This window comes from Streptosporangium longisporum (assembly GCF_039534895.1).
GTDB classification, from domain to species: domain Bacteria; phylum Actinomycetota; class Actinomycetes; order Streptosporangiales; family Streptosporangiaceae; genus Streptosporangium; species Streptosporangium longisporum.
Genome location: NZ_BAAAWD010000020.1, coordinates 25,391 through 49,031 on the forward strand (window position 1 = coordinate 25,391; position 23,641 = coordinate 49,031).

At 70.2% G+C, this 23,641-nt stretch carries 17 protein-coding genes; 8 read left to right on the forward strand and 9 right to left on the reverse strand.

Going from position 1 to position 23,641, the window contains the following annotated elements; translation table 11 throughout:
* The first annotated feature begins 84 nt into the window (after positions 1–84).
* A complete protein-coding gene (locus tag ABD832_RS35125) occupies positions 85–654 on the forward strand; it encodes a hypothetical protein (protein ID WP_344904569.1) in 570 nt (189 codons plus the stop codon).
* A gap of 75 nt (positions 655–729) precedes the next feature.
* Positions 730–1,341 carry a histidine phosphatase family protein gene (locus tag ABD832_RS35130; RefSeq protein WP_344904572.1) on the forward strand — a complete coding sequence of 204 codons (612 nt, stop codon included), beginning with the start codon at positions 730–732 and terminating at the stop codon, positions 1,339–1,341.
* A 33-nt stretch (positions 1,342–1,374) separates the two neighbouring features.
* Here the strand turns inward: ABD832_RS35130 and ABD832_RS35135 are convergent, their stop codons facing one another.
* From ABD832_RS35135 to ABD832_RS35145, 3 genes are all read right to left on the reverse strand, one after another.
* On the reverse strand, positions 1,375–1,632 hold the full coding sequence (locus ABD832_RS35135; RefSeq protein ID WP_344904575.1) for a hypothetical protein: 258 nt from the start codon (positions 1,630–1,632) through the stop codon (positions 1,375–1,377).
* A 122-nt stretch (positions 1,633–1,754) separates the two neighbouring features.
* A complete protein-coding gene (locus tag ABD832_RS35140) occupies positions 1,755–1,991 on the reverse strand; it encodes a DUF397 domain-containing protein (RefSeq protein ID WP_030921376.1) in 237 nt (78 codons plus the stop codon).
* On the reverse strand, positions 1,992–2,852 hold the full coding sequence (locus ABD832_RS35145) for a helix-turn-helix domain-containing protein (protein WP_399193646.1): 861 nt from the start codon (positions 2,850–2,852) through the stop codon (positions 1,992–1,994).
* 310 nt (positions 2,853–3,162) lie between these two features.
* On the opposite strand from ABD832_RS35145, the gene ABD832_RS35150 reads away from it, so the two are divergent.
* Together ABD832_RS35150 and ABD832_RS35155 are read left to right on the forward strand one after the other, a co-directional pair.
* On the forward strand, positions 3,163–3,600 hold the full coding sequence (locus tag ABD832_RS35150; RefSeq protein ID WP_344904579.1) for an ATP-binding protein: 438 nt from the start codon (positions 3,163–3,165) through the stop codon (positions 3,598–3,600).
* A gap of 445 nt (positions 3,601–4,045) precedes the next feature.
* The gene (locus tag ABD832_RS35155) at positions 4,046–6,442 is read left to right on the forward strand and encodes a helicase-associated domain-containing protein (RefSeq protein ID WP_344904580.1); all 2,397 of its coding nucleotides are present in this window, start codon (positions 4,046–4,048) and stop codon (positions 6,440–6,442) included.
* A 112-nt stretch (positions 6,443–6,554) separates the two neighbouring features.
* Here ABD832_RS35155 and ABD832_RS35160 read toward each other — a convergent pair whose 3' ends face one another.
* On the reverse strand, positions 6,555–7,592 hold the full coding sequence (locus ABD832_RS35160; RefSeq protein ID WP_344904582.1) for an ABC transporter substrate-binding protein: 1,038 nt from the start codon (positions 7,590–7,592) through the stop codon (positions 6,555–6,557).
* Between the two features lie 396 nt (positions 7,593–7,988).
* On the opposite strand from ABD832_RS35160, the gene ABD832_RS35165 reads away from it, so the two are divergent.
* From ABD832_RS35165 to ABD832_RS35180, 4 genes are all read left to right on the forward strand, one after another.
* Complete coding sequence (locus ABD832_RS35165; protein ID WP_344904584.1) at positions 7,989–8,975, forward strand: FecCD family ABC transporter permease; 987 nt, start codon at positions 7,989–7,991, stop codon at positions 8,973–8,975.
* Positions 8,972–10,096, forward strand: coding sequence for a FecCD family ABC transporter permease (locus ABD832_RS35170; protein ID WP_344904587.1), 1,125 nt, complete (start codon positions 8,972–8,974; stop codon positions 10,094–10,096). The genes ABD832_RS35165 and ABD832_RS35170 overlap by 4 nt, the downstream gene beginning before the upstream one ends.
* Positions 10,093–10,941 (forward strand): ABC transporter ATP-binding protein, encoded by an 849-nt coding sequence (locus ABD832_RS35175; RefSeq protein WP_344904590.1) that lies wholly within the window; start codon positions 10,093–10,095, stop codon positions 10,939–10,941. Before ABD832_RS35170 ends, ABD832_RS35175 begins: the two co-directional genes overlap by 4 nt.
* A gap of 117 nt (positions 10,942–11,058) precedes the next feature.
* On the forward strand, positions 11,059–11,379 hold the full coding sequence (locus ABD832_RS35180) for a GroES family chaperonin (protein ID WP_344904593.1): 321 nt from the start codon (positions 11,059–11,061) through the stop codon (positions 11,377–11,379).
* 100 nt (positions 11,380–11,479) lie between these two features.
* On the opposite strand, the gene ABD832_RS35185 is transcribed toward ABD832_RS35180, so the two are convergent.
* The 5 genes from ABD832_RS35185 to ABD832_RS35205 form a co-directional block, all read right to left on the reverse strand.
* Positions 11,480–12,586 carry a hypothetical protein gene (locus ABD832_RS35185; RefSeq protein WP_344904596.1) on the reverse strand — a complete coding sequence of 369 codons (1,107 nt, stop codon included), beginning with the start codon at positions 12,584–12,586 and terminating at the stop codon, positions 11,480–11,482.
* Between the two features lie 123 nt (positions 12,587–12,709).
* On the reverse strand, positions 12,710–12,979 hold the full coding sequence (locus ABD832_RS35190) for a hypothetical protein (protein WP_344898194.1): 270 nt from the start codon (positions 12,977–12,979) through the stop codon (positions 12,710–12,712).
* 196 nt (positions 12,980–13,175) lie between these two features.
* Positions 13,176–14,027, reverse strand: a complete 852-nt coding sequence (locus ABD832_RS35195) for an ABC transporter permease (protein WP_344898192.1) — start codon at positions 14,025–14,027, stop codon at positions 13,176–13,178.
* Positions 14,024–15,040 carry an ATP-binding cassette domain-containing protein gene (locus ABD832_RS35200; protein WP_344898190.1) on the reverse strand — a complete coding sequence of 339 codons (1,017 nt, stop codon included), beginning with the start codon at positions 15,038–15,040 and terminating at the stop codon, positions 14,024–14,026. Before ABD832_RS35200 ends, ABD832_RS35195 begins: the two co-directional genes overlap by 4 nt.
* Positions 15,041–16,349: 1,309 nt before the next feature.
* Positions 16,350–16,559, reverse strand: a complete 210-nt coding sequence (locus tag ABD832_RS35205) for a hypothetical protein (RefSeq protein ID WP_344904599.1) — start codon at positions 16,557–16,559, stop codon at positions 16,350–16,352.
* Positions 16,560–23,641 lie beyond the last annotated feature (7,082 nt).

Sequence of the window (23,641 nt, forward strand, 5' to 3'; positions counted from 1 at the left end):
GGGTATGCGGGTCGGCCCGGGGTCGTAGGCGGTCGCGCCTCCCGGTGGACGCGGCCGGGCCCCGATCCTCCCTAGCGTCGCGCCATGCCCCGAAAAGAACCCGCGCCCCCGTGGCGTACCCCGGCGACCCTGTCGGCGACGGCCGGTGGCCTGGCCATGGCCGTCACCGGAGCGATGCAGGCGGTACGGCCCTTCGACGACGACCCCCGGGTGCTCGGCGAGGAGCACGTCATCCTCGGCCTGTTCGCCGCCTCGCTGGTCCTGCTCGTCCCCGCCCTGTTCGCACTGGCCCGGCACGGCACCGGTGCCGCCGTCGCCGGAGCCGCCGCCGTCTCGGCCGGCCACCTCCTGCTGGCGTTCGGCGCGACCGCGTCCAACCTGCGCGGGGAGGACCCCCCGTGGTTCGGTCACGTGGCCGCCCCGGCGAACCTGGCCATGCTCGCCGGGGCCGTCGTGACGGCGGTGTCGCTGTGGCGGGCCGGGCGGGTGCCCCGGCCGATCGCGGCCGCCCTTCCGGCGATGTGGCTCTGCGAGATCGTCCTGGCCCAGGTCGGCGGAGGGATGATCGCCGGCGTCTACTGGCTCCTCGTGTGCCGCCTGCCCGCTCCCGGAGCCCCGGAGGAGGTCGTCGTGCCCGAGTACGGCCACCGGTGAGGCAGGACCGTCACCTGCCGTCACCCGCCGTCACCCGCCGCCCTCCCGGTCCCGTCCGGGTCCATGATGGTCGTCATGAAACAGATGACGCTGCTGCGGCACGGCGAGACCGAGTGGAGCCGGGACGGACGGCACACCGGGCGCACCGACCTGCCGCTCACCGCCAAGGGCGAGGAGCAGGCCCGAGGGCTGGCCCCGCTGGTGGTGGGCCGGACGTTCGACCTGACCCTGGTCAGCCCGGCCCTGCGCGCCCGGGAGACCGCACGCCTGGCGGGTCTGGGCGCCTGCGAGACCGAGCCCGACCTGTGGGAGTGGGACTACGGCGGCTACGAGGGCATCACCACGGCCACGATCCGCGAGAGCCGTCCGGGCTGGTACCTGTGGCGTGACGGCGTCGTTCCCGGTGACGCGGACCATCCCGGTGAGAACGCGGCGCAGGTCGGCGCGCGGGCGGATCGGGTGATCGCCCGCGCCAGGGCCGTCGAGGGCGAGGTGGTGCTGGTCGCGCACGGGCACTACCTGCGGGTGCTGTGCGCCCGCTGGCTCGGCCTGCCCCCCGAGGACGGACGCCTGTTCCGGCTGGACACCGGGACCTACTCCCGGCTCGGCTTCGAGCACGACGAGCCGGTCGTGCTGGCGTGGAACGCGCCCCTGGAGACGGCGCCGGTCGGCAGGGCACCCGTCTGAGGGGTCCCTCCCGCGGCGGGGTCCGAGCGGGGCTCAGGCAGCGGCGGCGGCCGGCTGCGGGCCGCGGCCGGTCAGCCACTCCAGGACCTTGCGGTGGCCGTGACAGGCGTCCTCGAAATGACCCCACCGCCAGTACCGCGGCTGGTCGCGCACTCCGGTGACCCATGTGCGGTAGGACACCGGAGTGGGCGAGCCCTCTCCCGTGGCGGCCGAGGCGACGCCGTAGGTGCGGATCACGACGCGCCCTCCCGGCGCGATCAGCACGTCGTCGGCCACCGGATACAAGGTCATCTGGTCGAGCACGTCCGAGCCCCCAATCACTGTGAGCTCGAACTCTCCCGTGCCGGCCCACTTCCCCGGTTACACCGTCGGCGCGCCGCGGTTAACCGGGCCGCCCCGATGTAAAAACGGCGTTACACCGTGAGACCGTCGAACTCCCCATCCTTCACCCCGAGCACCAGGGCACGAATCTCGTCCCGGGTGTAGATCAGGGCGGGCCCCTCCGGGAAACGCGAGTTGCGGACCGCGATGCTGCCGTCCGACAGTTCGGCCAGCTCGACACAGTTGCCCGTCGAGTTGCTGTAGCGGCTCTTGCGCCAGCTGGCCCCGGCAAGGTCAGTGGCGGGCATGCCGTTGTAGGTCTGCTCCATTTACATCTCTCTGAGAAGGTCGCCGAGGATCTCGGCGGTGCCCCCGGGCGTGGTGCTTTCCACGCACAACTGCTCCATGGCCGTGAGGTACGGATCGACATCCTCACGCTTGTCCAGGTAGAGGGCACCCCAGAGCTGCTCGACATAGACGACGTCCGACAGGTCGGACTCGGGAAACCGCAAGATGCTGAACGCACCACCCTCAGCCGCGTGCATTCCGAACCGGAAGGGCATCACCTGAAGGGTGATGTTGGGAAGCGTGGCCACTTCCAGCAGGTGCTGGAGCTGCTCACGCATGATCTCCTTGCCTCCGATAGGACGCCTCAGGGCCGCCTCGTCGATGACCGCCCACAACCGGGGGCCGTCCTTCTTCGTCAGGCGATCCTGCCGCTGCATGCGCATATGCACACGACGCTCGATCTCCGCCTCCGGCACGTCCGGGTAGCCCAGCCGGATCACGGTGCGCGCGTAGGCCGACGTCTGCAGCAGGCCGGGAACGAACTGCACCTCGTAGGTGCGGATCATGTTCGTGGCCTCCTCCAGCCCCACGTAGGTGGTGAACCAGTGCGGCAACAGGTCGCCGTACTTGTGCCACCAGCCGGGGGTGTTCGCCTCGCGGACCATCTCCAGCAGGCCGCGCCGTTCCGCGTCGTCGAGTACGCCGTACAGGGTGAGCAGGTCTTCCACGTCACGTGTCTTGAAGCCGACACGGCCGAGTTCCATACGGCTGATCTTGGACTCCGAGGCGCGGATGTGAAATCCGGCCGCCTCGCGGGCGAGCCCCTTCTCCTCACGCAGCCGGCGCAGGCTCGCGCCGAGCATGATGCGCCGAACGGTGGAACCGGTACCGGGCGGATCCATGGACACGTGGTGCTCCTCGCTCGCTTTCCTGATCTCCAGTGTGTCACTTCGCGGCCTGAGAATCCCTGGCCGCGGCCAAGATCCCCTTTCGTGTGGATTTGCCCAATCATGGGTAACGGTAGCGGTTGCACAGGCCTGATGCACGTGCATTCGCTCTTGCACCTGCACAGGAGTTTGGACCATGATGACGGCTGTGCAGTCCGCCCAAACCGCGCCCCCCCGAGCCTCCACGTCCTGGACGACCCTTGACTGGTGGCCCCCCGCCGGATGGTGGCCCGACTCCGCCCGCGATCTGCTTCCCGGATCTCCCGTGGTCACGGCCAGCGCCACCTTCGTCCTCCCCCCGCACGCCGAGTCCGTCCACTCCGCCCGCAACTTCGCGACGGGCACCCTCACCGGCTGGAGCCTGGGTGAGCTGAGCGAGAACATGGAGCTGGTCGTCTCCGAACTGGCGACCAACGCCTTCCGACACGGGCTGCGGCTGGCCGAGTCCCGCGCCAGGGAGCCGATCCGGCTCTCCCTGCTCCGCCGGGGCACGACGGTCGCCTGCACCCTCAACGACCCCGGGGCCGGCTTCCCCTCGCTGCGTAACCCCTCCGCGCTCGACATCGGCGGCCTCGGACTGCACATCGTCGAGTCGCTGAGCCTGCGCTGGGGCTGGGCGCCGCTGGCCCCGTACGGGAAGATCGTCTGGGCCGTGCTGAGGACCGGACACCACGACGAGCCCGACGAGCCCGACCACCCCTGACCGCCGCCTCCTCCCCCGTCGGGTTCCGGCCACCGCCGGCGTCCCGCCCCCGGCCGCCCGCCGGGTGCCGCCCTCTCCTTCCCGGGACGCGGCACCCGGCCGGCTTCCCCGCCCGTCCGGCCCCGTCCCGCGTCCCGACACCCGCCAAGACCCGCACCCGAGCCTCCCCGGACCCCCGGGACTTCCGGCACCCCCGCGATCCTTGCTCCGGGCCCACCGAACCTCTCCGGACGGCGCCGCCCCTTCCCCTCGGACGGCGCCGGCCGGTCCCGGGGCCGCCACCCCTCCCGCCCGGCGGTCCCGGGACCGGCCAGAACCGGACGGAGACCACGATGACGCGGCGCATTCTGCGCGGTAGACAGCGTCAGAGATTGCCCTCTGCATTACCGTGGATGTTTATGGCTCACGGAGAGTCCCCGCGCGAGATTCCTGAAAGAGCTGCGAGATGGACGATCACCTGCTCGGCTGGTTGAAAACCCTCGACGAAGAACGGCTCGCACGAGTTCTGGCCAACCGGCTGGACGCCATCGCCCCACCGTGGCCGCGCCGCCTGGACACCCTGGCGCAGCGGCTGGGCAACGGTTTCGCGGTGATGGAGGTCATGCGCGGCCTGCCGCTGCCCTCCCTGGAGGTCGCGCAGGCGTCACTGGCGCTCGGCGAGCAGGCCGACCCGGCCGCGGTGGCCCGCTTCCTGGGCGCGCCGGAGCCGGAGGTGACGCCCTGGCTCGACCTGTTGTTCGACCACGCGCTGGCATGGCCGGACGACGAGGGACACATCCGCGTGGCCGAGGGGGTCGCCCGGTGGTGGGCGGCGCCCTGCGGGCTCGGCGAGCCGCTCCCCCACTACCTGAACTCCTGGACGGTCAGCGCCGACGCGCTGCGCGGGCTGGCCAGGACCCTCGGCCTGCCGAACGGTCCCAAGCGCCGCACGGTCGCCAGGATCACCGAGATCCTCTCCGACCCGGCACGGGTGACCGCGCTGCTGGAGGACGCGCCGCAGGGCGCCCGGCGGCTGCTCGACGAGTTCGCCTGGGACGGCCCGGTCCGCGACGTGGACGGCGGCAGGTTCGTGGTGCCCGGCGCCCCCGAGAAATGGGCCGCCGACCACGGGCTGCTCTTCCGGCCGAGCTGGAACGTGGCCGAGATGCCCCGCGAGGTCGCGCTCGCGCTGCGCGGGCCCGACTACCATCCCCCGTTCACGCCCGCCGCGCCCGACCTGGCCACCATGCCGGTGGACCCGGAGGCGGTGGACCACCTGATGACGCTGGCCGCCCCGCACGTGGTGGAGCGCTGCGCCGCCATGCTGGAGAACACCGCGAAGTTCCCGCTGCCGCTGCTCAAGGCGGGCGGTGTCGGCGTGCGCGAGGTCCGCCGGGTGGCCAAGGACACCGGCTGCGACGAGGACGAGACCCGGCTGCTGCTGGAGGTCTGCGCGGTCGCGCGGCTGCTGGCCTGGGACGAGCCCGCCGGTGGCCTGGTGCCCACCGAGAAGTTCGACCGCTGGCGGCTGGACGACGCCGCCGCCAGGCTGCGGGTGCTGCTGTCGGCCTGGTGGCGGATGGAGCGCTCGTCGCTGCGGAAGGTCGACGGCAAGTACGGCACGGTGCTCGGCGACGACCCGGCCGGGGCCATGGTCGCCCGCGCCCGCCGCGCGGTGCTCGGCGTCCTGGCCCGGCTGCCCGCCAGCACGGCGTGCACCGACCGCTCCGGGCTGGTCAGGTCCGCGCACTGGCACGCCCCGCTGCTGGACCGGTCGCTGCTGGCCGAGTGCGTCCCCGCCGTGCTGGAGGAGGCCCGGATGCTCGGGCTGGTCGCCCTCGACACGATCACCGACCTCGGCCGTGCCCTGGCCGGGCTGGACGCCTTCCCCGGGGACGAGATCGACGACTGCACACCCCTGGTGGAGAACGACCCGATGCTGGTCGAGTGCTCGGTCAGGGCGCTGGCCAGCGTACGGCGCAGCGCGCTCTTCGGTGCCGACCTCACCGCCGTGGTGACCGGGCCGCCGGCCGGCGAGCTGGCCGAGCTGCTCGACCGGGCCGCCGAGCGCGAGTCGCGCGGCGCGGCCTCGGTGTGGCGGTTCACCCCGGCCAGCGTGCGCCGGGCCATGGACGCCGGCTACACCGCCGAGGGCCTGCTGGTCGACCTCGCCGAGGTCGGCACGGTGCCGCAGCCCCTGGAGTACCTGGTGCACGACGTGGCCAGGCGGCACGGGGAGGTGACGGTGACCTCGGTCGCCTGCATCGTGCAGGCGTCCGACCCGGCGCTGCTGGCCGAGATCGCCGGGCACCGGCGGCTGGGCAGGCTGGGCCTGAGGCTGCTCGCCCCGACCGTGCTGGCCAGCTCGGTGCCCGCCGACAAGACCCTGACCGCGCTGCGGGAGAACGGCTACGCGCCGGTGCCCATCTCCGACACCGGGGAGATCACCATCCGCCGGGCCCGAGTGGAGGAGCCGCAGAACGGGCGGCTGATCCTGCTGCCCGGGGGGCGGGTGGCCGAGTTCGAGCAGCCCGCGTACCCGCTGGTCGAGCCGCCACCGGACCCGCGCGAGCACGCCCAGCGCCTGCTGGGCGCCGAGGGGGAGGCCGCACAGCCCGGAGGCAGGACGTGGGCGGTCATCGGCCGCATGGCCTCCCGGTTGCCGACCGCCCAGCAGTCCCTGCTCGGGTTCGTCGTCGACCGCGGGGTACGGGCGGCGATCACCCTGGCCGACGGCCTGACCGCCACCATCAGCCACGGCGAGCTGCGCAGCGGCGTGCTCGACGCGTGGTGCGAGGAGGCGGGCGACTACCTGGAGTTCCCGCTGGCCGACATCGTCGAGGTGCGCGGCACCTACGTCTGACCCGCCCCGCGGCGGCACCTACGTCCGACCCGACCCGCGTACCCGACCAGCCCCGCGCACCCGGCCGGACGCGGCACGCCCGTCCGATCCCGCGTTCTTCGGTGTTTTCCCCTCAGAGTTCCTTGGCCTTGGACAGGTCGGCGCCGAGCTTCTGCAGCAGGTCGGCGAAGCCCTTGTAGCTGAAGCGCTCCTCGGAGTTCCAGCCGTAGACCTGGTTCGCCGTGACCGCGGGCAGCTTGGCGAAGGTCGGCTTCCTCTTCATCTCGTCGATCTTCATGGACTGGGTGCGGTTGTCCACCAGGATCACGTCCGCCTCGTACTTGTCGGCGTTCTCCCAGCTCAGGGACTCCCAGAAGCCTCCCTCGTCCACCTTGTCCGGCACCACGACGTCCAGGCCGAGCTCCCGCAGGTAGCGCACGCCCGCGTGGTCGTCGGGGTTGACCACCCACATGGTCTCCGGGCCGCCGGCGATGGCCATGATCTTCAGCTTCTTGGTCGCGGGGCTGGGCAGTGCCGCGGCGGCGGCGTCGAAGGCGGCCTTGGCCTCGGTCACCAGAGGAGCGCCGAGGTCGGCGCCCAGGGACGCGGCGACCTCGCCGTACTTCTTGATGATCTCCGGGGCCGACCTGCCGTTCAGCCGGACGCCGAGGGTGGGCGCGACCTGCTCGATGGTGGCGGCGGACTTCTCGGGCACGTACCACAGGGCCTTGTCGTACATGCCGCTGACCAGCAGGTCGGGCTGGAGCGAGATGTACTTCTCGACGTTGAACTCGTCCCACACGTTGCCGATGGACTCGACCTTGGTGATGTCGACGTCGCCGACCTGGGGGTCCTTGGAGCCGTCGGTCAGCCGGTGCGGCCCGAAGACCGCGACCGGGCGGACGCCGAAGTCCCACAGCGCCGCGGCCGCGCCGACCTGCGCCACGACCCGGGACGGGCGCGCGGGCGCCTGGAGCTTCTTGCCCCGGTCGTCGGTGAAGGTCCACGGACCTGATCCGGCACCGGACGCGGCCGCGGAACCGGAGGCGGCGGGCGAGCCGCCCGCCGCGGGGGAGGCGGTGTCGGCTCCGCTTCCGCACGCTGCCAGGGCGAACACCAGGCCGAGCCCGGCGGCCATGAATCCCCGCCGCGGCATGACAGACAGCGACATTCGTGACTCCAAAGGATAGGCTTGCCTAAATGACTTTTTCATTAGATTAGCCTTGCCTTACCGATACGGAGCGAGAGGGGTGGCCCGATGAGCCCGGCCGACACGGCCACGTCCGTGACCCCGCCCGCGACCTCGCCCGCGCCCCCGTCCGTCGCCACCCGGGCCCATGACCTCGGACGATCCCCCGGTCACGGCGGATCCCCGGGAGCCGAGCAATCCGCGGGACCCGAGGGATCCGCGGGCTCGGGGGGATCCTCAGGAGCGGGGGGCTCGGGGGGATCGGGTGACGGGCCCGGCGGTCCGGGACCGGAGGGGGCCCGGGGGCCGGCCGGATCCGGCGGGCACGACGGCGGGCACGCAGGGGCACCGCTCCCGCGGCCCGGCCGGCGCTCGCCGGTGCTGTTCGCCGGGTTGCTGGCCGGGCTGGCGGCGCTGGTGCTCATGGCCATGGTCAGCGTCGCGGTGGGGTCGCGCTCGGTCCCGCTCTCCACGGTGCTGGACGCGCTGCTCGCGCCGGACGGCTCCACCGACCACACGGTCGTCCGGAGCCTGCGGGTACCGCGGACGCTGATCGGCCTGGGCGTGGGAGCGGCCCTGGGCCTGGCCGGCGCGCTGATGCAGAGCCTCACCCGCAACCCGCTCGCCGACCCCGGCCTGCTCGGCATCAGCCAGGGCGCGATGTTCGGCGTGACGATCGCCATCGGGCTGCTCGGCCTGGGCGACCCGGCCGTCTACGTCTGGTTCGCGTTCGCCGGGGCCGCCGCCGCCGCGACGCTGGTCTACGCGCTGGGGTCCGGCAGGCGTACCGGGGGCGGGCCGGTACGGCTCACCCTGGCCGGCGTCGCCCTGGGCATGGTGTTCAACGCGGCGGCCTCGGCCGTGCTGCGGATGGACAACGCCACGTTCGACCGGATGCGGTTCTGGCTCACCGGCTCGCTGGCCGGGGTCGACGGCGGCGCGGCGGTCCGGTTCGCCCCGTTCCTCGCGGCCGGGCTGGTGCTCGGGCTGCTGCTGGCCAAGCCGCTCAACGCCCTGGCGCTCGGCGACGAGGCCGGGCGCGCGCTCGGCGTGCGCGTGGGCCGCACCCGTGGGCTGACCGCGGTCGCCATCACCCTGCTCTGCGGGGCCGCCACCGCCGCGGCCGGTCCGATGTGGTTCATCGGGCTCGCCGTGCCGCACGCGGTACGCGCCTTCACCGGCCCCGACCAGCGCTGGGTGCTGCCCTACACCGTCGTGCTCGCGCCCCTGGTGCTGCTCGGCTCCGACGTCCTCGGCCGGGTGATCGCCGCCCCGGGCGAGGTGCAGGTGGGCATCATGTGCGCGGTCGTCGGCGCCCCGGTGTTCATCCTGCTCGCCCGTCGCCGGAGGCTCGCCGCCCTATGACCGCCTCTCCCCCGGCCCCGCCCTCCACGACGCCCGCCACGGCGTCCACCGAGCCGTCCACCGAGCCGTCCTCCGGTACGTTCCGCGTGCTCCGGTCCGGCGGGCCGCGACCGCCGGTCCTGCGGCTGCGCTCCTGGTCGCTGCGGTTCTCCCCGCGCGGCCTCGGCGCGGGGTTCGCGATCACCGTCGTGGGCCTGGCCGTCGGCCTGGTCGCCCTGTCCACCGGCGAGTTCACCGTCCCGATCCCCGACATCCTGGCCGCGCTGTTCGGCGACGGCCCGCCGGTCGCCGAGCTCATCGTGAACCGGCTGCGGGCGCCGAGGGTCGTGACCGGGCTGCTGGTCGGCGCCGCGTTCGGGCTGAGCGGGGCGATCTTCCAGAGCCTCACCCGCAACCCGCTCGGCAGCCCCGACTTCATCGGCTTCACCGCCGGCGCCTCCACCGGGGGCATCGCCGCCGTCATCCTCGGCGGCAGCGCCTGGCAGATCGCCGGTGCCTCGCTGGCCGGATGCGTCGTCTGCGCGATCGTGGTCTACGGCCTGGCCTTCCGGCGCGGGGTGCAGGGCCACCGGCTGATCCTGGTCGGCGTCGGGGTCGGCGCGCTACTGGTCTCGGCCGACTGGTACATGCTCACCCGGGCCGACATCAACGACGCCGCTACCGCCGGAGCCTGGATCACCGGCAGCCTCGGCGGGCGCGGGTGGGAACACGCGATCCCGGTCGCGTACGCGCTGGCCGTGCTGCTGCCCGCCTGCGCCTGGCTGTCGCGCCCGCTGCGGATGATGGAACTCGGCGACGACGCGGCCAGGGCCGTGGGCCTCCGCGTCGAGCCGGTGCGCGCGGCGGCCATCGTCACCGGGGTGCTGCTGTGCGGGGTCGCCACCGCCGCCGCCGGGCCGGTGGCCTTCGTGGCGCTGGCCTCCCCGCAACTGGCCCGCCGGATCTCCCGCTCCCCCGGCGTCACCCTGCCGCTGTCGGCGCTGACCGGCGCCACACTGCTGGTCGGCGCGGACCTGGCCGCCCAGCGCCTCTTCGCACCGGTCCAGTTGCCGGTGGGAATCATGACCGCCGCCATCGGCGGCCTGTACCTGGTGTTTCTCCTCAGGAGGGAACGACGTTGAGACTGTACGGCACCGGGCTGACGCTCTCGTACGACAAGCGCGTGGTCGCCACCGACCTGGACGTCACCATCCCCGACGGGTCGTTCACGGTGATCATCGGCCCCAACGCGTGCGGCAAGTCCACGATGCTGCGCGCGCTGGCCCGCATGCTCAAGCCGCGCGCCGGCGCGGTCCACCTGGACGGGAACGTGATCACCTCGCTGCCCTCCAAGGAGGTGGCGCGCCGGCTGGGCCTGCTGCCGCAGAGCTCGATCGTGCCCGACGGCATCACGGTCGCCGACCTGGTGGGCCGGGGGCGCTACCCGCACCAGCGGATGATGCGCCAGTGGTCGCGCGAGGACGAGGTGGCGGTGGCCTCGGCCATGAGGTCGACCGACGTGACCGAGCTGGCCGACCGCTGCGTGGACGAGCTGTCCGGCGGCCAGCGCCAGCGCGTCTGGCTGGCCATGGCGCTGGCCCAGGAGACCCCGATCCTGCTGCTGGACGAGCCGACCACGTTCCTGGACATCGCCCACCAGATCGAGGTGCTCGACCTCTGCGCCGACCTGCACGAGCAGGGCAGGACCCTGGTGGCCGTCCTGCACGACCTGAACCAGGCCTGCCGCTACGCCACCCACCTGATCGTGATGCGCGACGGCCGGATCGTCGCGGAGGGCGACCCCGCCTCCATCGTCACGGCCGACCTGGTACGGGAGGTCTTCGACCTGCGCTGCGAGATCATCGACGACCCGCAGAGCGGGACCCCGCTGATCGTCCCCGAGACCCGCCGCCGGTCCACCGCGTCCGCCACACCGGCCACGGCCACGGCGTCCGGCATGGCCGCCACGGCGCCGCTCAAGCGGTAGGGCCGGGGATCCCGCGTCGCGACCCGGCGGGAGGCCGTCGTTCCCCTTCCGCCGTTTTCACACCACTGTCACGCGGACGCGCCGGTACGGCTCCGGTGTTCCCATAAACTGCATTCCGTGGGTGACCCCAAGTTCGAGATCCAGATGCTCCACGACCGCGTGATGGTCAAGGTCGAGCAGGAGTCCGAGGAACGGCGCAGCACGGCGGGCATCGTCATCCCGGCGACGGTGAAGATGGCCAACCGCCTGGTCTGGGGAGAGGTCTGCGGTGCGGGCCAGAACGTCCGCGCGGTCAAGGTCGGCGACAAGGTCCTGTTCAACCCCGAGGACCAGTACGAGGTCGAGGTGCACGGCCAGGTCTACCTGGTCATGCGCGAGCGTGACCTGCACGCCATCGCCACCCCCCAGACCGACAACGGCACCGGCCTGTACCTGTGAGGGCCGCCCCGCCCTGAGGCCCGCGTGTCCGCTGCCACGCGCACGTCCGGTCCCGGTCGCGCTTCCGGTTCCCGGTCCCGGTCGAGGCGGAGCGGCGAGGTCAGCGGCGGGTGTAGCCGAGGTAGATTTTGGCGTCCCAGTCGGCGGCGGCGAACGCGGCCAGCACCCGCGTGGTCCTGCCCCTGAGGGTGGACAGCACCACCTGGTAGTGCCCCCCGGAGGGGATGACGGCGATGAAGTGCTTCTCGTCCCACCAGCCCCACAGGGCCTTGGGCCGGATGCCGGGCACCTTGGCGGCGAGCCTGCCCGAGGCGCGGTCCCAGACGCAGACGTGCTCGGTGTAGGTGGACGGGCACCAGGTCATCAGGCCCCGGCCGGAGGGGGTGAAGGCGTCCTCCCCTCCCGCGGGCCTGCCGGTCTTGACCAGGGTGCGGCGGACCGCGCCGTCCTGGCCGTAGAAGCGGGTTCCGCCCCGGTACTCGGCCATCACGTCGGAGCCGTCGGAGCTCCAGCGGAACCGCGCCGACCCGTCGACCTGGGCCACGATCGCCGGCTTCGCGGTCCTCGCGGAGGCGTCGACGATCACGAAGCCCGAGGTCACCCACGCCGAGCCGCTCTTGCGCTGGACGGTCAGCACCGCCTTGCGGCCGTCGCGGCTCCAGTGGGCGTAGTGCGCGACGAGCGGCTTCTTGACCGTACGGATCGTGGTGGCCTTGGAGGTCGCCAGGTCGAGCAGGACGACCGAGTCGTGGCCGTTCCGGTAGGAGGTGGGCACCGCGATGGCCTTGCCGCCCTTGGGCGCGACCGTGACCTCCTGGTAGGCGGCCTGCCGGGTGAACCCGTCCCCCCGGCGCAGGTAGGTCTTCGTGCCCGAGGAGTAGGAGGTCACCCTGAGCGCGTCGGTGGCCTGCTCCCGCAGGGTGACCCGGGTGCCGGGCAGCACGATGTCGGCGGCCCGCGAGGACGCGGCCGGGGACACCGTCGAGGACGCAGCCGAGGACCCCGTCGAGGACCCCGTCGAGGACCCCGCCGGGGACACCGTCGCCGGGGACACCGTCGCCGGGGAGCCCGCGGAGGACACCGCGGAGACCACCGCGGGTCCGGTGACGGGCCCGGCGGCGTGCGCGGCCGCCGGGAACGGCACGACCGGCAGGGCCAAGGCGACGAGAGGACCGAGCAGTCGGCGGATACCAGGAGTCACGGACACGGCGGCATCCTAAGTCGGAAAACGCTCATGATCGTGATCTAGAACGAAAGGGTTAGAAGAGGTGTGGAAGCGGCCTTCCGTGGCGATGAACATCGGAAGGCCGCGGGGTCCGCGTCCCGCCGGTCAGGGGTCCCCCACCGGCGTGCCGCACCTGAGGCACTCCACGCCCGCGGGGACGCGGTGGCGCCGATGTTCGTAGAAGCGGTGACCGAGAGCCGTCGTGACGAGCACCCCGCCGAGCAGCAGGAGCATGAACGGCCCGTACTTCTCGTGTCCTATCAGGCCCATCGTCAGATGGGCGATACCGGCGGCGACGATGATCGCGCCGACGTTGAGCAGTTCCCTGTTGAGCGTCCACCCCGAGGCGGATCGTTCCCGTTCCGTCTCACTCATGCCTCCAGGCTCACTACCCTGGGTTACAGGGCGGGACGGATCCCGTCACCACGATGTAAAACACCGGGCGCCCCTCCGGCGACGGCCGATGTGATCGGCCACCGCGACACCCCGCCCGCTCGGCCCGGCCCGTCCCGTCCCGGCCGGGACACCGGCGAGCCTCGGCGAACCCGGACGGGCCGGGCGGGACGTCGCCTCAGTCGCCGAGCCTGCGGAACGTACGGGCCGAGAGCGGCAGGAACACGGCGATCAGCAGCAGCGGCCAGAGCACCGCCATCAGCGTCGCGTGCTGCGCCACCCAGGACTCCCCGGCCCAGCCGGGGTCGCCGAAGAGCCGTCTGACGGCGGTCGCGGTCGCCGAGAGCGGGTTCCACTCGGCGACCGCGCCGAGCCAGGAGGGCATGGTCGCCGGATCGACGAACACGCTGGACAGGAACCCGACCGGCCAGATGAGGATCTGCACGGACGCCACCGCCTCAGGCCCGCCCGCGACGAGGCCGATGAAGATCCCCACCCAGAGCACGGCGAAACGCAGCAGCAGGAGCAGGCCCACCGCGGCCAGCGTGCCGGCCGGGCCGCCGTCGCCGCGCCAGCCGAGCAGCAGCCCGGTGGCGAACATGACGGCCAGCCCGACGGCCGAGTCGAGCATGTCGGCGATCCCGCGGCCCATGACGACCACGGAGGAGTTCATCGGCATCGAGCGGAACCGGTCGGTCACCCCCCTGGCCGCGTCGGTGGTGACCGCCGTCATCGTGGTCTCCAGGCCGAACAGCATCGTCATCGCGAACATGCCGGGGACGAGGAAGTCGATGTAGTCGCCCGCGCCTGAGCCGCCGGGCCCGCCGGAGGGAGCGCCGATGGCGCCGCCGAACAGGCCGCCGAACATCAGCACCATCAGCACCGGGAAGAACCAGCCCAGCACGACCGGTCCCGGTCTGCGGACCCAGTGCCTCAGGTCCCGCAGGGTGATCGTCCAGGAGTCGGTGAACACGCGGGCCGCCCGGGTCGCCGGGGACGCGCCGGAGGGGGCGGGGGTCGTGACGCTCATGCGGGCACCTCCGTGCCGGGGGCCGGGACGCCCGCGGCCACCGGCCGGGGGTCGTCGCCCGTCAGGTGCAGGAACACCTCGTCCAGGGTGGGACGGCGCAGCGTGACGTCCACCGGCTCGACCCCGGCGTCGCCGAGCGCGGTGACCAGCGTGACGAGCGCCCGGGTGCGCTCGGAGACCGGGACGCTGACCCGGCAGGCCCCGGCGTCCACCTGGACCTCGCCGGAGGCGACCCGCGCCGCGAGGGCCCGGGTGGTCTCCGCGTCCCCGGCGTCGGCCAGGACGACGTCCAGCCAGTCGCCGCCGAGGGCGGACTTCAGCTCCTCGGGGGTGCCCTCGGCGACGACCCGGCCGGCCCCGAGCATCACGATCCGGTCGGCCAGCCGGTCGGCCTCCTCCAGGTACTGGGTGGTGAGCAGCACGGTCGTGCCCGCGTCGACCAGGTCGCGCACGGCCGCCCACACCTGCCGGCGCGCGGCCGGGTCGAGGCCGGTGGTGGGCTCGTCCACGAACAGCACCGGCGGCGCCACGATGAGGCTCACCGCCAGGTCGAGCCTCCTGCGCATGCCGCCGGAGTAGCCGCCGACCGACCGGGGGCCCGCGTCGGCCAGCGAGAAGCGTTCCAGCAGCTCGCCGGCCCGGCTGCGCGCCTGGGCGGCGGAGAGGTGGTTCAGCCTGCCGAACATCTCCAGGTTCTGCCGCCCGCTGAGGATCTCGTCGACCGCGGCGTACTGCCCGACCAGCCCGATCCGCTCGCGGACCCGCCGGGCGTCGGTCCGGACGTCGAACCCGGCCACGCTCGCCCGGCCCCCGTCGGGACGCAGCAGCGTGGCCAGGATCCTGACGGCCGTCGTCTTGCCCGCCCCGTTGGGACCGAGCAGCCCGCAGACCGTCCCGGCCGCGACCTCCAGGTCGAAGCCGTTGAGCCCCGTGCCCGGCGGGGCGCCCGCGTACCCCTTGCGCAGGCCGTCCGCGACGATCGCGGACCCGGCCTTGGCGTCCTGTCGTCTCACCCGTTCTCACCCGTCCTTTCGTGCCGGCCCGGACGGAGGATCCGCCGGCCCGGCACGCCTTTGCCGTATTGAGTACGGTACACCGTACGGCTCCGTTACGGTGGTCCTGACGCCGAGAATCTGGAGACCGATCCCGTGAGTGCGAAGAAAGCTTCCGACGCCGACCCGGCCCGCAGCCTTGCCCTCCTGTGGGGCTCGCACAGCAAACCGGGGCGTTCCGGGCTGACGGTGCGCTCGATCGTCCTGGCGGCCGTCGAGCTGGCCAACGCCGAGGGGCTCGACGCGGTCTCCATGCGCCACGTCGCCGAACGGCTGGAGGTGGGGACCATGTCCCTCTACACCCACGTGCCGGGCAAGGGGCGAGCTGGTCGACCTGATGATCGACGCCACGTACGGGGAGCTGTACGCCGACGTGGACGCGCCGTCGCGGCAGCCCGGCGGGTGGCGGGGCGCGCTGGAGTTCATATCGCGCCCGTAACTGGGCCTCTACCGGCGCAACCCGTGATGCTCCAGGATACTTCGCGACCCGCCGCTTGTCCCACAGCTTTTTCGGGGCCCCCTTTCTCCCCTGAACCTCGCAACCGTCCAAGTATCAGAGTTTTCACGTAGCTGCCGTCCCTGGCAGGGTTATATGTTGAACAGGGGATCCCTGTCGTGAAGTTTCCTCTCGAGCCACCTCGGTCTACTCCGGTCTCTCTGGCTCCTCGGTCTTTTCCTCTACAAACGGCAGAGAGCATATCCAGGTACTATTAGGGCTTCCTCTTTTCCCCGATTCGCAATTGATTTATTGTTCGCGTTCGCCCCTTCTCCAGATTGCCCCGCCCCCCGATTTTCCTCCCTCTGGAGACGGTCTGCCCCTTTTTTCACTGTGACACGCACGTCCCTCCGCTCATTGTCTCTTGTGTGGTTTCCTTGTCCAACGCCACGTTTTTTTCTGCCTCGAAGGATTATTTTTTTGTGGTACCCGATAGGTTCACTTTTTCTAGCTCTCCCACCCGGTTTTTTTTCGCCATGCTCTACGTCGTTCGTGTCGCAGCGCCCGCACCGACCTTTTCTTTTTTTTCTTCCCACGTGTGAGGCCCCCACCAGGCGATCATATCCGACCCCGCTCCAGCTCCCTCTTTTTTCCCTCCCTTTCAGTCCCTTCGGCTTCCTTTATGTCTGCACTGCTGCATCACGTGATTAGGTTTTTTCCCTCCCTTTCTTTCCCTTCCCGATCTTTCTTTTTCATTTCCCCGTGGTCCACACGACCCTCGATCAGATTTCGGGCCCCCCCCGAGTATCCGCCCACCCGTTTTTCCCACTTACCTCACTGGGCAACTATTGCCCCACGGTCTTTGTCGCGGGTTGGGGAGTCGCCCTTTTCTTTTCCCCCTTTTTTCCCTTTTTCTTTCCTTTTTCTTCTGTGAAAGCCCTTTTTTTTTTCGGATCCCCATTTGCCTTTGGCCCCCCGGTTTTTTTTCTTCCCCTTTTTTTTCTTGTGTCCCCCCCGCGCGCCTTTCGTCCGCACGACTATCATTTGACGAACATGTCACCGGTTTTTGGTCTAGAAGTAACCGAGTGCACGGGATGGCTGAGCTTTTCCGAGCCCGGTCTTTCCTCTGTTTGCACATGTTCTTCACGCGGTAGCGGGACTGCACCTGCGCGGGCGGTGGTGGTTATGCTCGGCTGGCCACCGTTACGCGGCCGTGGTCGGTGGCGGCGATCGGCAGCTGTGCCGATGCCATTGTACCGGCCACAGGCAGTTGACGAATCTTGACCTGGACGCGGGGACGCTGTTGTGTCGAGGATTGATCAGGACGATTCCCGTTGTTTACGGGCCGACGGGGGACGAAGCTCGGCGTCCCGAGGAAGACCTCCTCGCCGGCTGCACCCTCGCGGCCCAGGTTGACGTCGTCCGGCTCCGTCGGGCCGGGCGGTGCCTCGGTTCAGGATGGCGGCTCCGGCGCCGCGAGGGACCAGCATCGAGGACAGGGCGCGCACTAGATCGTCACTCTCCTTAATCGTCTCTGCGATCCGTCCTGCGGATCGGACGTAGGAGACACTACGGAGAGTCACATCCGGCGAAAGATTAACCGAGCATGCCTGTACTCCACCGGTAAAACTCGTCGGGTAGCCGGGTCGCGGCGAGGCGCGCGGGCCCCCCCGGTCTAGCGGACAGGAGGAGCTTCTGCGCCTCGACGACCAGGTCGAGGGCCGAAGCTGAGGCGTGGGCGAACAGTGATACGTAATGACTCCGGCTTCTGGTCTTCTTTTTTTTTTTCTCGGCCACCCCCTGCCCCCGGCCGACCCTTTACGCACGACCTAGGATTCTTGACGGTCCAGCCCCGGCGGCCGAGCCAGGCCCGTCCAGGCCGACAGCGGGTCCGCTTGTCCGCAAACTCTCAGCCAGCCGGCTATGGGCCAGTGAAACGCCCCTGTTGGCCAGCACGGCCAGCCGGCGAAGACGACCAGCCCAGCTAGGGCCGCGGGCGAAAGGGCCACCATGATGAGGCCCTTGCCGCCCATGACCAGAATCGGCCCCGCCGACCACACCGATGACGATTCTTCAGGGTCTGAGGGGGACGGATCCAGGTGCAGGGTGGACCACCTGATTTGTCCCGTCGAGCATGCCGTGCGGCACGCCGACCGCCGGGCCCCGGGAGCCACGGGGGCCAACGGTCTCCAACGGCTCTCGTCGAAGCCGCGGCGGGTGCCCTCGGCGATGCCCTCCGCGCGGTCCCGAGGGCCAGAGCACCCACATCGAGATCGCCTCCCCCATGGACTCCTACCCCGGACTGTCAGGTTTCTTCCACAATAGGGTCTGCGGGCGGGCGGGCCTCGCGGACTGGCGGATCTCAGCCTAAGAACGGACCCGTACCCCCGGCCATAAGACCGTAGCCCGCGGCCGCGGCACGCCCGCTCCCGCCGGATGGAGGGCCGCGTTCACCCCGTTGCCGAGGTGAGGTGACCGCGCTAACCAGGACGGCCCCGCCGCGGCCCGTTTCAGGGCTCGGCCGCGGGCCCGATACCGCGCTCCGGCCCGTCGTGGCTTCCTCACTCCGGGCCGGCGAGGCGGTTGACGCGGCCGCAGGACCCCGGCCTCGGGCGGCGTGTTTCAACGGCGGGGGTACTCCCCCCCTGGCCGTCCTCGCCGGGGACGGCCAGGGGGCGGTGGTTCGTCCGGAGACGGTGAAGGTGACGGTAGGACGGCGACGCGGTTGGTCCGGTCAGCTCGCGCGAAAGCCGACCACGGTTTGGACGCCCCGGCACCCAGGGCGCCGTTCAGTCCGTGTTCTCACCGTGACGGCCTTGGCACCGGTCTGGGTGTGCCAACGCCGCTCCAGAGCTTTGGCTGATCGTCTGGCCGTCGGAACGAACGATGGTGACGGTCCAGCCGGTCGTCGTCGCCTGAGGTGTCCGGGTTCTCACCGTCACCTCGCCCTGGAAACCTGCCGGACAGAGTTGGGCGACCTTGCTAGGTCGCGGTGCATGACCCCGCCCTGCCCTGGTCCGCACTGGTTCCTTTTTTTTTTTTTTCTCTTTTTTTTTGTGAACGCCGACCGGCGCCTGATGGCCGGTGGAGCTGTTTGCCGGTCGCACGTCGCGGGCGATCACGTTAGAACCGTTCGCTACGCTTTGGCTTTTTTTTTTCTTTTTTTTTTTTTGTCCCCCTTCCTCCGCGCTTCAACACGTCCTCAGCACGTGCGCACCGCCGTAGGATCTTCCCGCACGTTTCCTCCGGCTCAACTCACTGTTTTCCGTCGCAACCCGCCTAACGGTGAGACGTCCGTACCCGCTCACTACCCACCGCGTCCGTACGCACGGCCCGACCAACGGCCACGAGTAGCCACGAAGAGGCGACCAGCCCGACAGCACCGGAGTTACACGGCAGGGTCGGGAGCGACGGTTGTCCACAATCCTTTTGTTTCACGGCCCGACTGGTTCCATGAAACGCTGACCGGCAGTCAGAGGCGTGGAGCTCGTTGCCGGCACCGCGTCGCTGGCGCCGATCACCGTTTTTAGTAGAACGTGTCTACGCGTGTGCCGCGCTCACCCGCTCAGCGCGTACGGACGTCCTGCAGGCATCGGGCCTTCGTGGGCAATCTTCACGTCCCGTCGCACCCCGCCTCACCGACGCTAGACGTCGTCACCCGATACACTCTCCCCACCGCGTCCGTCGAGGCCGCCCCAGTCAGCGTCGCTCCCCGAGAGACGGTGACCGCCGACGCCACACGGCGTACATAAGGCGGGTCTACCGCGGAAGCGACGGTTGTCGTCTGGGCGGGCACCGGTCCCGTCGCCTTGTCGGAGTACAGTGACTTTTGCCGCGGCCTGTTTGGTGCGAGCTGGTCAGACGCTTCCCGGCAGTAGACGCGTCGTGCTCGTCGCCCCCCCCTGGTTGAGGGCCTCGACCCGCGTTTGCCGTAGGTTGCTGGTCGTCGTTGATCCTGACCCAGCTCGCGCCGTGTCGTCCGGATGCGGAATCAGCCGGCAGGTGACGCACGACCGACGGTGGCGCAGAGTGTACAGCGCCTGGTCAGCCTCCCCCTTCTGCACTGGCGCCGCCGGCCTTGCCGATCCAGCCGAGTTGACCGCGTCCCCGTGAAGCCGGGAGCTCTGTTCCCCCCCCCCCCCTCTCTTGTGAACGACGCGCCCGTCCGTTTCCGGTGTGCCCGATTCTTTCTTGTGACAGATGCCGCGGCAGGCGCCCGGTGTCGCCTGCGAAGGCTTTCCCCGGTCAGCCAGATGTTCGCTCACCTACGGCCGGGCTACGGACCGCCTGAACATTTGAACGTTGCCCTCGGCGGGCAGCACCTGGTCGCGGCGGTCCCGGCCTTGTGCCCAACGAGCGCCGCCCCCTTCTTTGCTTGACGCTGAAGTTAAGAACCTCCCCGGCTGCTCCGGATAGCCCCTCCCCCGTAGAACTGTTCGGCGTCACCCGGTCGGACTCGACCACGGCGCCGGTCGGCAGGCCCGGTGGACGGCGGACAGGGAGTTTCCCGTCAGACGACCGTTCCCCTTCAGTCGTCGTTGCACGCCACCGCCCTTTTGGCTTTGCGCCCAGACGTGAACCGGGAGCCGTCGGCCGCGGCCGCTCGATCGTGCCGCCCTCGTTGATCTCCGGCCGGTTCGCTCCCTGGAACAGTGGCTCGCCGCCCGTTTTTCGGTGCCCCTATGACCCCCTCCGAGCGCGGCGTGGCCACCATGTCGTTCAGGCCGGTTCGGCCCCCCGTTCCGCGTGTGAAGTTGCTCCCGACGCGGACCATGACTGGCCCCTGGGTTGGTCTCGGCGTAGTCTGAGCGACTTCCGGTCGTGGCAGGCTGTAACCGACATTTCGGTGTTCTTCCGACCCGCCGTGAACCTCATCGGGGGCACGCCCCCCCCTCCCGCGATGGTTCGCTGTGACGGAAGCGCCGATGTCACCCACGCGGCCGCTGACCAGCGGGGCTGGCTCCGGACGGCGGGCCCCTGATCCTAGGGTCGAGGATCCGTCTTCGGTCCTCCTCCCAGCTCCCTGGCCATCGGGTTTTCCTCCCTGATGGGTCCGGAGATGGCCCGCCACTTGGCCTTCTGTCCCCCACTTCTTGAGGTCCTCGTGTGCCTTCGTACAGCGTTGGCGCCCCCGGCCCTGCCCGTACATCATCTGGTGCGCTTCTGAAGGGTCGATCTCCAAGCGACTCGGTCATCCGCCCAGCTGGGCGTCACCTCGGGCAGCTGCGGGTTGCGTCCCGAAGGTCAGCACGGCGAGGAGGGCAGAGGGACGTCCATGGTGTAGCGGAAGCTGCGTTCGGGGGTTAGGACTTTGGTTGAAGTCCAGATGCTCTCGGGTCCACCCCGGTCGCGCCGGACGTCGGTGCGAACCTGGAAGAAGGCGTATCTACGTGAGACCGGCACCAGGGATCTGGGTGGCGGACTCATGATCGTGCCGGGGTTCTGCCGTGTCGATCGTGGACCGCTGTAGCGCCCGTTGGTCGAGTAGATAGCGCCTCGGACGAGCTGAGGGACCGGGCTTGATCTGGGTCCACGCGCCGGTGGTTCGTAAGCGTTACAGCTTCCCACACGTCGCCCTTAGGCGCCTCGGCGTAGGAGGCCGGACGGAGGTTTCTTTGTCGCTGGTAGCGATGGTTATGAGACAGTGTGGTTGGACGTGGTGAGCACGCTTGTGGGCGATGTAGCCGGGTGGGCTGCCGGCCACCCGGCTCCAGGTGGTTCCCGCCGTCGGCGGAGGTGTAGACGGTATTCTCCTTGTCCGGCGACGCCGACGTAGATCCGCTGCGTGGTGTTGCTGCCCGCGGATCGCCGAGTTGTCGGGTTCGGAACGTCACCCAGACCACGCCCGGACGGTCGGGGGGTTGTAGCTCGTGGGGTCGGCGGGGGTTGTCGGCGTGGGTGCCCGCAGTGGGGAAGCTCGCCACTTGCCCAGGTCACGCCCTGTCGGTAGTCTGCTGGCCAGCAAGGCCGTTGCCTCGTGGAGCGCCGACTGAAGTAGACGACGCTGTTTTCCTAGGTTGGGGTCACGCGGGACAGACCGACGCGCCCATACCCGCGGCCGGGCACTGTGCCGCCGAGCATTGAGAAACTGGTCCCAAGCTGTCGATGGCCGGAACAGGGTGGAACGCGCATTGTCGGCGTCAATGATGCGTCAGGATGTATTGATGGCGCCCGTTGTTGGGGCCCCGGGCTCAGCCCTGTTTGGATTACATTTGGCTCGGCGGCGACGTAGACGCGGTTGTCTCCACCGGGCACGGGTGCCAGGCTGACCAACCCGTGTAGCCCCATTTGTACCCAGCCCACCCAGGTCGAGCAGCGGGGTGCCAGCTCTTGCTCGCCTGCTCCCACAGGTACAGCGCCGCCGATGTCGTCGGCGAATGTGTACCTGCCCCGTTAGACGAGGTGTCTTCTCCTCTGGTTGAACACGACTACCACGGGAACGAATCCGCCCGCCGTGCTCTCGACTCCGCACGTTCTATCCATCTCTGTACGGCTCGGACCGGCGGTTCCACGTCGATGTGATTCGTTGGCCACGTCGGGGTACGGACACCGCGGCCACGGACCCGTGCTGGCGGACCGCCCGAGGCACCCGACCCCCGCGCGCCGGCCGCGCCCACCGTGCCACACGCAATCGCTACGGCGGCCGCAGCGCTGCCTTCCCAGCTATGTTCAGAACAGCACTTCGTCGCACATGTCACGGGCTTACTTCGGAATGCAACGGACAAACCGCTCATGCACGCATCATCGGCTGACGGGGACCCTGACCGTCGACCGCCCATGATTGCCGGGACCCCCCAACCTCCGTGCGCTGATGAACGCCCCAGAGGTTCACCACGCCTGGACCCCTGGGGCGGCAAATAGTTTGGCCTATGGACAACTAGAAAACTACACCACTCGCTACCGTCACGTCCGCTGAGCGTCTGCTGGGCACGGGCCGGGTCCGACCGGCCCCTGGTCGTCGGCCCCGTACAGTCCTACCGGCACGGTGACCCCCCGGTCTTGAGACGGCATCCCGGCGAGGAGGCGACCCATATCAGGCGTGCGAGCCGGGACCCCGACCGCGGCCCGGCCACGTGCCGGGGTGCGAGCGCAGGCGCGCAGCTCGGCTCCAGCGACAGCAGCCCGCCAGGCAGATGCAGTCGGTCCGTCCGTGCCATACGGAGCCCACGGCCTCGACGTCCTGCCCTGATGCGCCCGTCCAGCTCTCCTGCGCCAGGACGGCAGGACGGCTGCCCTGCCCCAGTCTTACATCGGGGAGAGTGCGCGCTCGTTCGGGCAGAAAGGGCGGCGAGCGCCTCCTGCGGACCATCCACCCTCAGCTTCCCGGTACGTCCGTCTGAGCGGCCCCTGATAGCCGACGCGCTCGGGAGAACGCGGGCGAAGGCATAGGGGGACACGGCGGACTTTCACTCCGCCACCAGGCAAGCCAGCGCGTGTCGCGCTGGGAAAGATCAGGGCGTGCCCTGGTTTCGCGGCCGGCGGGACTTACTGGCCCTGCGGATGAGCCCCTTGGCCCTTTCGGTAGAAATCGTGTCAGGGCGAGGAGGCCAACCCGCCTCGCCCCCCCCGCCTCGCCGCGCCGCCGAGAGTGGCGACGGTCATCCTCAGGAGTGTTGGCGCATGCGGCCAGTCTAACTGACCTCAACATTAAATTCGAGCTCGGTTACAAGTTTCCCCTCCCACGGGGGACACTGAATATTCATGTCGTAGTGCGCGAGCGTCGCCTATCTCAAGGAACGGCACCTAGGGCGGCTGGGCCACGACCCCGACTCACTGCCCGGAGGGCCTGCAGAAACAGCCCGATCCGTGCTTCCCACATCGACCCCTGAGACTTGGCACCGTCGACATCTAACCGCGCGCTCGCCGCGATCGGGGACCACCAGGAAGGTTGACGGACGGTTCAGACGTGCTCCCGGCACGAACCCTGCGGTGGTGTGCCTTACCGTAGCAGCCATTGTGGACGACCTCCCGCGCCTCCACCGGACCCCCTGGCGGTGTGCGGCCCAGGCGTGGAGATTCCGAGGCCACCCAGAGGCCGAGGCCCATCGACGGACCCACGAGCCCCCCATTCCCTACCTCAGACCGCCCTCCCCCCCCTGAGTCATCCCGCATCCACCGCGCAGGAT